Source organism: Campylobacter sp. CFSAN093227, from assembly GCF_012897855.1.
Classification (GTDB): domain Bacteria; phylum Campylobacterota; class Campylobacteria; order Campylobacterales; family Campylobacteraceae; genus Campylobacter_D; species Campylobacter_D jejuni.
Map to the genome: position 1 here is coordinate 1,056,479 of NZ_CP040610.1, position 15,149 is coordinate 1,071,627.

Consider the following 15,149-nt stretch of genomic DNA (forward strand, 5'->3'; position numbering starts at 1 on the left):
TTTATCCTTTCTTAATTTATCCCATATATAAACCATCTTCTATGATTATAGTAGTAGCTAATCTGCCTATGAAGTTAGGCGGTAATTTTTGGGATTGTTTGTTTTTAGTTGCACTTTCTGTATATTCCTCATTTTTTTCCTCTTCATCACCTTCTTTTTCTTGTAAATTGTCTTGTTTCTTATTTATCCCCATATACATAGCCTTAAGATTGTTTTGTCCTATGATATTGAGTTTTTCTAGTAATCTTCTGGTTTTATTTTTATCTTCTATATATCTTCCTGTTTTATCTTTACTTGTATTGTAAAGTCCATTAGCAAAATCTTGTAAAATTTGTAAAGCTTCATTGTAAGCATGAATAGGACTATCTTCATCCTTTTTAAAAGCACTAATTTGCTTTTCTTTATTTCTAAACTCTTTAAACAAAGGATGATTACAAGGAAGTTGATATATAGTGCATTTTTTAAGTTCTAAAGATTTTAACTCTTTAAAATAAAAAGTATAATCATCTATAATATATTTTTGTTCTTTTATATCCTCTAAAGCAGTTGCATTTCTTTTCTCATCAATAATCAAATAAGATAAAAGTCTTTTTAAAAGAAATTCTTTATTTTCTTCAAGCTTTTGATCTATTTCATAATGAAAGGAAAAATGAGTGTCAAAAACTCCTGTGCAAAGATCTATGCCATAAAAAATTTTCTTTAAATCAAAGCTAATGAATTTCGAATTGATTGCAAAAGGATAAGTTATAAAATGATCTCTTATAACTGCTAAAGGAGAATCATCTTTAAAGGTGTAAAGCTGATAAACAATGCTTTCATATTGTTCTTGTAGGGCTTTAAAATTTGTTGGAAAGAGATAATTTAAAAAAATACCCACAAATTCTCCAGTCACAATAGAAGCAAGGTCAAGTTTATTTAGCTTAGCATAAGTATAAATAGTATATTTTTGAGTTTGTATATCTATGCTATGCATAAGAGCAATTTTAGATATATTGCTTTCTTGATTAGAGTATATAAATAATTGTTTCATATATTTATCACTCCAATAAATCTTAATTTGTTTTTCATTAAAGTATTCTTTTATCTTTGTGATAAATAGATTTAAACCGGATGTATTTTTTTGTATTATTAAATTGGATTTTATCTCTTGTGCTAAAATCATTTGGATTTTAGTATGAATTAATTCTTTTTCTATTTGTTGCAAGCGTGCTTTTATTATTAAATTAGATTTTATGTGTATATGATATATACTATTCTTTTTTGGAGGTGCAAAAATACCAAGCTGTTCTTTAAAAAATTCTTTAAATCCTTCTTTGTTTATTTTAATACAAGCTTGAATAACATATTCTATTGTTTTTAAAAAATTAAAATCCCACAACATTTGAGCTGTAAAGCTGATAAAAGGACTAGCGCTTAATAAAATTTTTAACATTGCATAAGTAAATATTTCACTTGTTTTTTGTTCTTTTGCCTTATTTAAATATTCTTTTCCATACATCTGTTCCAAAAGCTTTGATAAATCTGATATTTGTTTCTCTATATCCATCCATGCAACAAAAGCTCGTTGCGTTTCTTCGTCTAAATTCATAAATTCTTTAATGCATTTTTGTTCATCTAAATAATACATTTGCTTTAATTTGATTATTTTTTTATCTAATGTATTTGTTGTATCTAAATCTTTTGATAATTCATTAAAAAAATCATCTATAGTTATCGAACTATCATTTTCCACAAAAGAATAATCTTTTTTGTCAAGTATTTTTAATAATTGCGATACAACTTCATATGCTGTAATATTTGTTGGCTCATTATTTACATATATTGGACATTCATCTGTCCATAAAACATAAGTTTTATCTAAGTATTTTATATATACAAAATTACTGCCTCCATATTTTTTCAAATCCAAATTGATATTTGGAAAAATAAGCTTAGCTTGATACAAGACAAATGAAATGAATAAACATTCCATTAAAGAATAGTTCCCAAATGAAGATTTATCCGATTTTTCAAAAAACTCTTTTTTCAAAAAAGTTAAATATTGATGAGCTATCTTTTTTTCTTTTTCTATGATGGATTCTTTGGCTTCGTTTTGTTTAAAGAATTTTTTGATATAAAAATAAGGAAGCCATTTTTTATCATTTATTTTTTTATTGTAGTCAATATAAGCTAAAATGTTTATTCGTTCGCAATGTCGTAAATTTTCCGTCTTTTTTACTATTTCTATTATTGGCTCATTTTCTGATATTGCTAATTTTTCTTTAGCTGTTTTTGCGAATTCTGGTAGCTTCTGCGGTGTAGCAACAAAATTTGTTAAATATTTATAAACCTTTTGCATATCTTCATAAGCTTTTTTACTATTCTCATAAGCTTCTTTGGATATTTTCACAAAAGGGCTTAATTGTAAAATATAAGGTTCATTTTCATCTTGTGGCATTTCTATGCTATATTCGCTATAATCTCTTGTGCTGTCATAAGTTTTTTTTGAAGTATCAATATTTTTTTTAATTCTTCTGTATTTATCTTGTATATTATAGTTGGCGATTTCTTGAGTTAAACTTTCACTAAGTCCTGCATTGTATTTATTGGGGATATTTGAAATAATCAAATAATTTTTACTCATTTTAGTTGTATTTAAATCTATTTGTGCATTTTGATTTTTTTGTGCGAAAAATTCAGCTAGTTTACTTGAGTTAAAATTTGGACTTTCTATATAGGAAAAATAAATAAATTGTTTAATATCTTCTTGCAAATTCTTTAAAATAGCATTGTTTTTTAAATACAAATTAGATAATTTTTGCGTTGAAATGAAAGCGGGTAAATTGCTCGATTTTGAATCATTGGGTGTATTTTTATATCCCTTGTCTTTTTGTTCTGGGTTTAAAAAGATTTCACTAAAAATATTTTCAATGCTTTTTATTTCTTCGCTTAAAGTGATTTTATAAGCCAAATTCGAAGCGATATTGCTTTCATCACTTCCAAGATATAATCCAAAACCACTTAAATCAATAATTTCTTTTTTATTAATAATTAAAACACAAGATAACAAGCGAGAATTAATATAATGAATAAACATAGCACATCTAGTGGCTAAAAATGCGGCTAAAGGCGTTAAAAGTGTGCCATAATCTCTTTGAGCAAATTCATAATACTCGCTTGCAGAACCCATTAAAGAAAATAAACCAGCAGCCAAAATAGCTAATCCTGCCCCACCTGTAAGAACAGCTACCACTGTGGCTATTGCAACACCCGCTATAGCACTTAGTATGATTTTAATTTTTTCATATTCTTTTTCTTCGGCAAGTTTTTTAATGTGTTCTAACAACTCATTGATAAATTTTTCATAAGTATTTTTTAAAGTGGGACTTATGCTATTTTTGAAAAAATCCGATTCTATGACATTTCCAATCTTTTCTAAAACTTTTTTCTTAAAATCATCAAATTTCTCACTGCTTATATCATCAGGATCAATGTTTTCGATTAACTCGTCTAAGGTTGTTATATCTTCAGAATCTTTGGCTAGTTCTTTTAAAGTATTGATAAATTCGATACAAAGATTATTTTTATCTGTATGATAAAAAAGATTAAAATCTTTACCTTGTTTCTTGTCTTGAATTTCTTCTTCTAAGTCTTCTAAATAAACTTTAGTGCAAATTTCACTGCTTGATAAATCTTTTAAATTTACATTTTGTCCAGCATCAAGCTCATTAAGGGTATGGATATTTATTTCTATACTATTGTGATTATCACAAGTTTGTTTTAAAATTTCTAGTATTTCCATAGTCAATATTTGATTTTTAGATAGCATTTTTCTTTGATGAAAATCAATATTTTTTAATATAGCGTGTAAAATAGAAAAATTAGGATAAATAAAATCAATCTGTTTAACTTCTTTATTGTTGATTGTTAAATTTTTAATAGTTTGAATTAACTCTGTTTTAGAACTTATAAACATAAAAGATTCCTTATATAAAGCATTATTATATCATTTTTTATTTGCTAATATTTTTTGTCTCTATTAATCTCTCCTATCCATCTAAGCACATTGCCCTTATCATCAATCTCTACTTCTAAATCTTTGTATTTGTTGTAAAATTTAGGAGCTAAGATTTCATTAATTAGGATTTTTATAACTTTAAAAACTTCTTGTAATTCTTATTGTATCTTTTTAACTTTTTACATATTCTAGGTATTTGTTGTTGCTTGCTGCCTTTGTTGCGTCTATTTTTCACATAATTTCAGACGATATTCTTGTATAATCTGCTTGTTTTTAGAAATATATAAAAAATTATTAAAAATATTGTATTCATAAATACCATTTTTAAAAACATATCCTTTAAAATTCATATTTACATCACTAATAGACTTACCGTTTAAGACAATATATTTTCCATTATTTTTATTGACACCCACATATACAACCTTATCACAAGTTATATTACCCTCTGGACATAGATTTAAAATTTTTATCCAAAACTTTTCATTTTCATAGGTACATTGCTCTAGTGGAGTAAAATCCTCTTGTGCTAACAAATAAGTACTAAAAAATAAAAACAATAATATATTTTTAAAAATTACCATTTTTCATAACCTCCTTGAGTGTAAAGCTTTATTCAGCATTTCTCCTATTAATTAGTCCCTACATTACTTTATTTTGACTTTTGTTCCATGCCATCCAAGCTTCCTTTAATGTTTTGTAACCCGTTTTCTCTGCATTGATGATTTTAGCAACAAAAGAGTTTTTAAAATTATCAATCCCTATATTAAAACATAATATAACCAAGGCATCAAATTCATTCTGTACCAAGGAAGAGTTTATTGAATTTTTTACAGCATTTTCAAAGGGTAACAAATCGCTTTTAAACAATTTATCCGCTTCTTGTAAAGTAATACCATTTTTATACAAATCCCATTCATTTTGCCCTATAAGATGTCCATATCCGATAGTTGCACCTTTAACATATGAAGTAATTTCTTTTCCATTTTGATCATTATAAGGTTTGAGTCTTAGCTTCTCTATATTTTTTAAAAGATTTTGACCATCATTGCTTAGATGAGTGATTTTTTCTTGAGTATTGTTTTCACTAGAACTTATATTATTGCTTTTTGTAGTGTTTGTGTATTTTGTGCCATTATTTATATTTACATCTTTATTTTCTTTTATTTTGTTTTCACTAACCCCATTTACCACCACAAATTTACCAACATAAAGCTCTTGTTTTCTATCTTCATCTTCTAAGATTTCATCTAGTCAAGGTGATAGAATGAAAAAATATAAAAAGATTTTAGTGCTATTATCACCAATAATTTTAATTATATTATTTTATACCCCTTTTTATATCCTAGCTATTGGGAATTTAGAAGGTTATGTAAATTAAATAATTATCCAAAAAGTGAGGAAAAATATAATAGAATCTTAGCTTATTTTTGATAAGAGTTTAGATGGTAGTATAGGAAAAAATGGTTATGCAAAAATAGGTTATAGTAATAGAATAGATTTAGGTATATATATTTATTATAAGAATCCAAATAACAAAACATTAACTTTTAAAAATATTAATAAAATATATTTTAGACCAATATGGAAAAACTATGCACCAAATATTTATGGTAATGAGGGTAATATGGATTTTAGATTAAAGCTTGACGGTGAAATAGATTGCAGAAGCTTATTAGGAGAATTATATGGATAATAAACAACAAATCAATAAACTAAGGGACATGGCAGAACTTGCACAGGCAAGTTATGGATATTTTCATTATGTTGATAATAAATTTGATATAAAAGATGAAGATAAAATTGTTACCTTTGAAAATGTTTTAGATATTACCTATAAAAACTCTAAAATTATTGATGAAAGAGGATTTAAAATCGGCAAGCTCGATGGCGACTTCTCCCCACTCCAAGCTAAACAATTCTTTTCTTGCTATGATTTGTTAAAACATTGCTCTAATACGGGATCTGGCTTTAGTGCTGCTTTATTTGGAGAAAAAAGAAAACAAATTGATAGTAAAACTAAAGAAAAAAGCTATACAAGTGAATATGGCTATATCAATTATATTTTAGCCATTAGAGGAACAGAAATGAGTTCTTTCAAAGATTTGTTTGTAGCTGATGCTTCTTTAGCCATAGGCTCTATACCTAAAGCCCAATATGATGATATGCTAAACTTTTATGAAACTTGTATTAAAGATTATCCACAAATCAAAGAAAAAGATTCTCTTACTATTACAGGACACTCTCTTGGAGGCTGTCTAGCACAACTCTTTGCTTTAAGTATCTGTGATGATAGGAATAGAAACAATATCAAAGCTTTATATACTTATAATGCACCTGGAGCTAGAAAGATAGCACCTCCTTATGATTATATAGTAAAACTCTTTATATTTCACAGTAAAGAACAACAAGAAAGATTTATAAAAGAAGAAATAGAAAATATAGCAAATAGAGCAAGAGATTTAGGCAAAGATAATATTTTCTTAGAAAGTAAGATACGAGAGATATTACACAAGATAATCCAAGAAAAACAAAGTCAATACTATGGGATAACAATGAGTCTTTCTACTCATACAACAATGATGACACTTGATATTAATGCCATTCCTATCTTAGCAGATATTGCACCATATTATAGACAACTTGCTTATAATAATATAGAATCTAAAGAGAGTGTATAAATGATAAGACTTAAAAAGATTCTAAAAATATCAAGTTTTATTCTACTTTCTTTGATAATTATATGGAGTATGATATTTGGTTGGGGGTGGTTTGTGCCTTATAGCCTACAACCGAGTTATCACGAATTTAAAGAGATGTGTAAGCTAGAACCCAAAATATATCAGTCTAATGGTGGTAAGATAGACAAGGAATACTATAATAAATTATTAGCTTATTTTAACACAAATTTTGAAGAAGTTTTACAGGGAAATAAAGGAATGGCCAATGTTTCAAATAGTCAATATATCCAAAGAGAAAATATAGAATTATATAGTTTTAATGAAGATAGAGACAAAGGGCGTTTATCGTTTAGTCTAGGATTGGACATAGAAAAAAATAAAACTACTAATGAAATTTTACCATTAAAAAAAGTTTTTTTCTATGTAGAATGGTATAATAGAAGGAAGTATCTTACAACAAAGAGTGTTGCTTCTTATGAGCTTGAATGGCGTGAAAATTATGAAAATTTTGCTTATTTTAAAAAGGAAATAAAATGAACAATAAAGAACAGATTAAAAAGCTTAGAGACAATGCAGAACTAGCTTGGGCTAGTTATGGTTATTTTGACTTTATAGACAAGCAATATAGCTTTGATGAAAAGGATAAAGATAAGTTTAAAACTTTATATGCAAAAATAAATGATTTAAAGAAAAGCGATGAAAAAGTACAAAATGCCAAAGCTACCTACACCGACATTCTCAATATGGAATATAATTCCTTATTTGATGGCGAATTCTCCCCACTCCAAGCCAAACAATTCTTTGAAAGATATGATTTATTAATCCATCAAACAAATACAGAGTCAAGCTTTTCTGCTGCTTTGTTCTATGATACACACAAAGATGGTTTCGTGGTGTGGTTTAGGGAAACAGAATGCGGATTCTAAAAATACTTTATATTTGTTGGATTATATTATGTGTTGTAGGTTGGTTTATATCTCCTATTGTTGGACATAATCCAAATAGGGTTGAGGAGTTTTTTATAATGCTTGGTTGGATAGTCTTTCCACTAATGATAGCCAATCTATGGCTTTTTGGAATAACAAGAATTAAAAAATATTTAAGGAATTTTTTAATATTGTTTTTATATTACCCTTTGGCATTTGCTCTGTTTTTGGTGCTAAATTAACTTTAGGAGACTAAATGAAAGAATTAATCAACAATCTAAGAGACTATGCCGAGTTGGCCCAAGCAAGTTATTTTAACTTTATGTATATCAATAACGATGAGCGAGAAATGGATAGTTATAAAATAGGGCAAAATAGATTCCCTAAAGATAAAGACAATATAGAAAATTTAGAATATACAAAGACCTTATCTAAAAAATATAAAGATTATTTTATTTATGATGATTCCATTGCACTATATCCGACACTTAATGGAGAATTTGGGGAGATTCAAGCTAAAAACTTTGCTAAAAAATATGAGATTAAATTCCACCAACCAAATACGGCTTCTGGCTTTAGTGCTACTTTGTTTTATGATAAAGAAAAAGATAAGTTTGTAGTAGGGTTTAGGGGGACAGAGGGACTTTGGAGTATGGATACTTTGGCGGATATAGGGCTTACCTTTGGTAAGGGCGATTTTCAACTTAATGCTTTAAAGCAATTTTTATTAGACATAGCACCTATTTTAAACAAAGTAGATTCAAATAATATTATTTTTATAGGGCATTCTTTAGGCGGATATTTAGCAGTTATAGCAATGCAATTTTGCGATACTATTGATAGGAGCTTAAATACACAATTTAATGCAATCAAATTTATGGCATCGCAAGTCTATACTTTTAATTCTCCTGCTATTGATGAGATTGATAATATGCTAATGCGGGCTTTGGCAGCATTATTAGATAAAAATATTATGGAGCAAGTCTTAAATCCTCAAAAAGTATATTGTGTCTATGACAGCGGTGGTATAAATATCATCGCTTCTGCTCAATATGGCTCACACAATAGACTGCCTATCTATACGGGTAAAGATTCTCACTCCATAATCCCCCTAACTCAAACTCTTTACTTCTACTCCTATCTTTTAGAATTAGATGCTAACTATAACAAAGTCAAAGATAAAAGCCTTAGTGAGTGTATAGAGTATCTTAATCATTTTATGAAAAATATTCAAATTTATACAGAAACTTTTGTGTTAAAAAATAATGCTATTAATAATAAAAATTTCGCTCTTAAAAATGGACCTCTTGGACTTTTTAGAAGTTCTCCAGAAAAAATCAATCATTTTGAATATTTTCTTTCATTAATAGCCACCATAATGCAAGAAACAAATGGTATTTTAGAAGAGCTTGGAGATAATTATTATGCAAGCTATAAAGCTCCTACCATTAGTCAAACAAAAATCATAGATTTTATTTTAAAGGTGCAAAAAAAAGAAAAATACATTTTAATTCTTGATAAAAATGATTTTAATAAATACAGAAAAGATTGTTCCTTTATTAATAATCAAGAAAACTTAGCTCATAAAATTGCCATTGGGGAATTTAGAATTTTCATTGTGGTTTATAAAGATATAAAATGTCTTGAAAATATTAATAATATAACAAAAATATATGGATATAATTCAAAAAGTTATAAAATAAAAGATCAAATTTGGGATGAGCAATATTTAGGTGGAGTTTGTAAAATATCACAAGCTTTGTATTTTAATGGAAAAGCTAAAATAGGTATTATTTAGGAAAATTATGATAGGTAAAGACTTTTTATATTCTATTCATAAAGATAAAAAAAGTATTTATTTGTTTTGTGAAAATAAAAGCATAATTGATTGTCAAAGTATTTATGATGAACTTTATAAATTAGAAGCAACGACAGATTTTACTTTTGAAGAACTTCAAAACTATCAAGCTTATATCTTCCTAAACTCCACCCTCCTTACAGGCTCAAATGAACTTCCTAACAATCCTTTTTACTTTGGAGAATTAGATCAAGATAATGCCATAAAACAAGATACACCTAGTTATTATTTTTCTCCTAGTAATGAATTCAAATGCAAATCATAAAGGATAAAATAATATATGAAAACAAGCCAAATATATGAAACTTTATAAATATGCTAGAATGTGCTGGACTAGGTATTCTATAAATTTAAATGAGAACATGCTTAAGGAATTTCTAAAATATAAAAACAATAGGATGAAATAATGGATGAAGAACTTTTTTGGGAAAACATTGTTCCAGTAGGACATATTAATGAAGAAACTTTAAAGAGCCAAATTTATATTAATAATATAAATTTTAGCACTTTACAATATGATGAAACAGTGTTACCTACAGAATTAGAGTGTTGTTATAATGAATTTAAATACTATCAAAAAAGCAATAATGAAATAGCAACACTAGGTTGGGCTATTAGCTATCAACTTCAAGTATTGTGGCAAAATAGCCCTAAGATAGATACAATACAAAATTATCATCTCCCCGTAAAACAAAATAAGCCTAATAATCCCCAAGCAGAACAAAGACTAAAAGAAATACAAAATTTCTTACAAAGTAAAGGTATAGAACCTCTTATTTTACATTATACCCCTTATCCAAACAACACACAAACCCAAGAGATGAAAAGACTAAGGCAAAATTCAGAGCGTTTTTCGCGCCATGTAGATAATAAAACAAATGAAGTAAGAGAAGAAAGGCGTTCTATTAAATTTTACACTACGCTAGATTGGGATAAGTTTTATTCTCATTTTCCTATAATAAAAAGACTAAGTAAAAAATTTCATACAAAAGAAGACATATACACTCAAAATTTTACAAAGCAAATAGAAATAATCTTACAAAAAACTCATAATATTTTGATATTAAAAAATTTACCTCAAGGAGAATATAAATTTGATTTTGCGATCGATATAAAAGAAAATCGAAGCGATAAAAATGAAGAATCTTATTTCATCATTAAAGAAAATGATGAAATTTCAAAAGATTATAAACGCATTTTAGACTGTAAGCCCTATGAGCTTGATACTTTAAATTGTCAATATATAGGTGTGGGTGATGATGAGTTTTTCAGACAAATTTGGCAAAATTTAGGTATAAATATTGCAGAGAAATTTAAGGTAGATTTTTCTTATGCTAGACTTGATAAATTTATTTTTGCGACATCGCCATTTGGACTTACTTATAATACATATGAGACTTTAGAGCAAACTTATGATGAACTCATGCAAGATCTATCTCTTTATGCTTGTAGTGGTAAATTTTCTTTTAATTTTGTTCCTTCAAAATTAAGCATTAAAAAAGAAATTCAAGGAGATAGAGAAAAGGTATCATACCGCGTTGATGAAATGCTTGTTTATGTTTATGATAGCTTTGATTTTTTAGATCAAGGACATGAATTTGATGATGAGGGAAATTTTATCAAGCTAGGACAACCTGTTGGAGCTTGGGATTTTAATACGAAAACTTTTAGCATAGAAGGTTCTTTATATCAAATGGCAACTTATAGAGAATGGCTTGAATGGGAAATAGATGGATATAAAATTGATTGTTCAATAAGCCCTCAAAGAATTCTGCAATCTCCAAAAACCAAACAATACTATCTTTACAATCAAGATTATCAAGACTATCAAAAATTCACTCCTTATGGTTTGGATTTTAGACTTTATAGTAAAGATTTTATCACTAAACTTGATTTTAAAGATGAAGCTTATAATGTGCTTTATAATACAGGAGTTTAAATGGGAGAAGATATTATACTTTCTATTTTTTGGGGTTTATTTGGATTTATTCTTGCTTTTACTAATATAAAATTTTATCTTACAACTTTAAGTGTTCTTGTTGTCTTTTCTATTTTAAATTATTGGATTAAAATTAACATAAAAGAATTTGTAAAATCTTATTTTTTAATATCTTTTATTATCTTTTTTATGGCTATTGTTATCATATTTTATCTTAGCTATGATCTTGAATTTTATAAATCGCTTGTATTACTTGATCCTCCAGAAATTGAAAAATTATCACCGCAAGAATATAGAGTGCGTAATTATTTTAAATTTTTAACCTTTGCAACTATGTTTTTTTTAGTAATCACATTTATCATATTTCCTTGTTTATTACAAGCTTATTTATTTAAATGTTATAGCACAGGAGAAAAACGCAAAAAATTAAGTTGGCTTATAGGGTTTGTGTGTAATGTTCCTATATTGATCTCAAGTGTTTATGTGATATATGAAAATCTTTAAAGACTATCAAAAATTTAATATATTTGATATAATATTCATTTATCTTAAATATTTAGAAAAAAATGGATAGAGAATTATTTATAACAAGGCTTGCTTTTATAAACAATGATGAAATAGACACAATAGATAAAAATTCATCCATAGCATACTTAAAAGCCTTATATCAATGTGAAAATTCCATAGCTATAAATTATAATCAAGAAGAGCTTTTCACCCAAGCTACCGCTATAAACAATCTAGGCTATAATTCTACTTTCACAAAGATCTTCATCCTAGATAAAGAAAAGCTCAATGATACCTATCTTGATGCTAGAAAAAGGCTTTATAAATCTATCAATACTTTAAAAGAAAAAAGAAATGAAAAAATAAAAGATATCCAAGACTATTTAAATAAAGAAATTTCCTTACAAGATAATCTAAATAATCAAAGCTTTAATACTAAGGAAAATGATGTTAATTTAATTTTAAACGAAGTATTTAACATAGAGCAATTTTATGATAAAAATACCAATACCATAGTATTAAAGACAAATAATATAAAAATCATATTCTTAGATAAAGTAAATTTACAAGATTTGCAAGATAATTCTAACAATACTTCTTTCATCTCTATGTCAAATTTGATCCATATTTATGATAATCATTGTGATATTTTTGCAAAAGATAGAAGTGTTTTGGATATAAAGGACATAGAAGAAAAATATCAAATAGATTTTAAAAGTTTAGATATAAAAATCTTCCTAAACTCCACTCTCCTTACAGGCTCAAATGAACTTCCTAACAATCCTTTTTACTTTGGAGAATTAGATCAAGATAATACTATAAAACAAGATACACCTAGTTATTATTTTTCTCCTAAAGATGAAAGCAGTGGTTTAGGAAGACTTAGTATCTTTTATAAAAATGATGAACTTTGCTTGCTTAATTATTCTATTATAGAAAATTCTTTAAATATCAAATTAGAATGTTTAAGCAAACAAAGCTTAGAGTATAAAGACTTAATTTCAAACACTTTAAAAGAACAAAAAACCACACAAGTAGATAAAAAACAAGCTATAGCTAAACTTCATGCTCTTTTAGAAAATCAAAACCTAGAATGTATCCATGGAGGTAAAGTCATACTTAAATCAAACAAAGGAAAAACTTTTAAAGATGATGGTGTGCCTATAATGCTAGAAAGTGATTTATTAAACTCTAGTATAGTAGCTTGTCCTAATACTATAGCAGGTGTAAGTGTTCCTTGTACTAAAGTTGTTAATGTAAAAGGATCCTTATCTCAAAAGAAAGTCAATAATGAATATGTAATCTTACAAGAACTCATCTCAGCTTGTAAAACAGATAAAGGCTTTGCTTTAAAAGTAAGCTTTACTCCTACTAAGTTTAAATTTGATCACAGCTTTGATCCTAAAGAGGGCTTAGGAGAACAAAGTAAAAATCAAATAGAGTTAAAAGAGCCTATAATAAGACTTCATTATAAAAGTGATAGATTTCAAAAAGATAATTTACCTATCTATAATCTTTTAATCAATAATGAAAAAAAAGAACAAAATAAGGATTTAAATGAATTTAATATAGAGTTAAAAGATTTAAAAGATATAGAGGATATAAATATTCTTAATCAATTCAAACAAGACTTTAGTAAAGATTATGAATTTAAAGAACTAAATCTTAGCTTTGATACTAATTTAATCAAACTTTATTTTATTATCCCAAAAAACATTGCTAAAGTTTATAAAAGTGCTTATAAGGAATTTAAAAATAAAGATTTAGGAGCAGGGTATTTTACACAGCTACATGAGTATGATAAAATCATCAAAAATTCCCTAGAAGATAATAAAGAATTAAACGAATATCATTTTAGTTTTTTAACTCCTGCTAAAATGCAAAATTTAAAACTTCAAATCGCACAAGGACTAGATGAAATCTTAGAAGATGAAGATAGAAAACAAGAGCTTTATGTTTGTAAATTTGTGGTGGTAAATGGGGTTAGTGAAAACAATACTCAAGAAATTATCCCTGATAATGTTATAAGAATACAAACACAAGATGGCAGTGGGGAGTTTATTGAGATAGTATTTCCTAGTCAATTAGAACTCAATGATAAACCTTTGGAAGATGTGAGTTATACATTTGTTCCGGCTTTAAAATTTTTTAAAGATACTGAGTATTTAAAACCCAGAACATTGACTAAAGATGAAGTGTTGCAGATAGTAGATAAACTGCCAAAAAATGTTCGAGATAAACGCAGGAGAATAGTTGAAAATAAAGAGGAATTAGACAAATTATGGAAAAAGTTAACTAAAAATTCTGAAGAGTTTGAAAATAAAGTAGATAAAAAATACGGACAGCCGATTTATATGAGAAAACTAGATGATCAAACTATTATACAATATAAGAAAACTTCTAAAAGCGGGGGTGAGACCATAGAGATAAATTCCAATAAGCCAAGAGGAAATCTTAAAACAATACATATAGAAAATGGGATAAAAAATGAAATATAGGTATATAAAATGGGATGAAAACGAAAAGTGTGCTATTTTTTTTCCTGATATAGATTTTGATATATGGAAAAAAACCCAGCTTTTAGAGAATGATTATGCTAATCCAACTTTAATTATATCATCTCATTTAAAAGATAAGGTCGGTATTTTAGAACTATTTGAATATTATATTTTGCTTATTTGTGGAAAAAGCATGGGTGTCTCAAGGTGGGAATGTAATAATTTAATTTTATTAGATACTTACAGCATCGATAATATTAGCAGTCCATTTTATTTAAATACACCCAAACCTACCTATATAAGTGAATATATTAATGTCTTGGGGCAACTTTTTCTAGCAGGTTATATAGATTTTGGATCTTATTGTGATGAAGATAGAAATAAAATAGATTATCCCTCAAACTTATCTTATTATAAAGAAGATAAATATCAAGCTTGGATATATTTTAGAGATAATTTCTTTTATCAAGACAAATTTATTAGAGATTTGGACGATCCTGAAACATTAGACGAGGGTGGATATAGTCTTATTTTAAATGATGTTTCTTGGGATACACCACAATATTGGTCACAATACAATATCTGGATAGCAACAACCCCAAAAGGCACAAAATACTTCCAAGAAATCTTAGCTCCTAAATTTTACAACAAATACAAAGATTTAGAAGTAGAGATTGATGATAAGGGCAATGTGCTTAGATGGATAGGAGAGATTAATAGAGACAAAAAATATTAGCAAATAA

Annotated in this window: 12 protein-coding genes; 9 read left to right on the plus strand and 3 right to left on the minus strand. The window is 27.0% G+C overall.

Going from position 1 to position 15,149, the window contains the following annotated elements; genetic code table 11:
- Positions 1–16 precede the first annotated feature (16 nt).
- From FBF06_RS05670 to FBF06_RS05680, 3 genes are all read right to left on the minus strand, one after another.
- Positions 17–3,955, minus strand: a complete 3,939-nt coding sequence (locus tag FBF06_RS05670; protein WP_168977570.1) for a hypothetical protein — start codon at positions 3,953–3,955, stop codon at positions 17–19.
- Between the two features lie 266 nt (positions 3,956–4,221).
- Entirely contained in the window at positions 4,222–4,581 is a 360-nt protein-coding gene (locus FBF06_RS05675) for a hypothetical protein (RefSeq protein ID WP_002779560.1), read from the minus strand.
- A gap of 58 nt (positions 4,582–4,639) precedes the next feature.
- Entirely contained in the window at positions 4,640–5,194 is a 555-nt protein-coding gene (locus FBF06_RS05680; protein WP_168977571.1) for a lysozyme, read from the minus strand.
- A 491-nt stretch (positions 5,195–5,685) separates the two neighbouring features.
- Between FBF06_RS05680 and FBF06_RS05690 the strand changes: the two genes are divergently transcribed.
- The 9 genes from FBF06_RS05690 to FBF06_RS05735 all read left to right on the plus strand — a co-directional run bounded on the left by FBF06_RS05690 (position 5,686) and on the right by FBF06_RS05735 (position 15,142).
- Positions 5,686–6,678, plus strand: coding sequence for an Mbeg1-like protein (locus tag FBF06_RS05690; protein ID WP_168977572.1), 993 nt, complete (start codon positions 5,686–5,688; stop codon positions 6,676–6,678).
- Positions 6,679–7,215: a hypothetical protein gene (locus FBF06_RS05695; RefSeq protein WP_002902277.1), complete on the plus strand. Its 537-nt coding sequence runs from the start codon at positions 6,679–6,681 to the stop codon at positions 7,213–7,215.
- A complete protein-coding gene (locus FBF06_RS05700; RefSeq protein WP_002902280.1) occupies positions 7,212–7,604 on the plus strand; it encodes a hypothetical protein in 393 nt (130 codons plus the stop codon). Before FBF06_RS05695 ends, FBF06_RS05700 begins: the two co-directional genes overlap by 4 nt.
- A gap of 256 nt (positions 7,605–7,860) precedes the next feature.
- Complete coding sequence (locus FBF06_RS05705) at positions 7,861–9,402, plus strand: Mbeg1-like protein (RefSeq protein WP_168977573.1); 1,542 nt, start codon at positions 7,861–7,863, stop codon at positions 9,400–9,402.
- 7 nt (positions 9,403–9,409) lie between these two features.
- The gene (locus FBF06_RS05710) at positions 9,410–9,727 is read left to right on the plus strand and encodes a hypothetical protein (protein ID WP_042635852.1); all 318 of its coding nucleotides are present in this window, start codon (positions 9,410–9,412) and stop codon (positions 9,725–9,727) included.
- 141 nt (positions 9,728–9,868) lie between these two features.
- Complete coding sequence (locus FBF06_RS05715; RefSeq protein WP_168977574.1) at positions 9,869–11,401, plus strand: DUF6402 family protein; 1,533 nt, start codon at positions 9,869–9,871, stop codon at positions 11,399–11,401.
- Entirely contained in the window at positions 11,402–11,905 is a 504-nt protein-coding gene (locus FBF06_RS05720) for a hypothetical protein (protein ID WP_052804317.1), read from the plus strand.
- 62 nt (positions 11,906–11,967) lie between these two features.
- Positions 11,968–14,406, plus strand: a complete 2,439-nt coding sequence (locus FBF06_RS09835; RefSeq protein WP_248276702.1) for a hypothetical protein — start codon at positions 11,968–11,970, stop codon at positions 14,404–14,406.
- Complete coding sequence (locus FBF06_RS05735; RefSeq protein ID WP_002799324.1) at positions 14,396–15,142, plus strand: hypothetical protein; 747 nt, start codon at positions 14,396–14,398, stop codon at positions 15,140–15,142. The genes FBF06_RS09835 and FBF06_RS05735 overlap by 11 nt, the downstream gene beginning before the upstream one ends.
- Positions 15,143–15,149 lie beyond the last annotated feature (7 nt).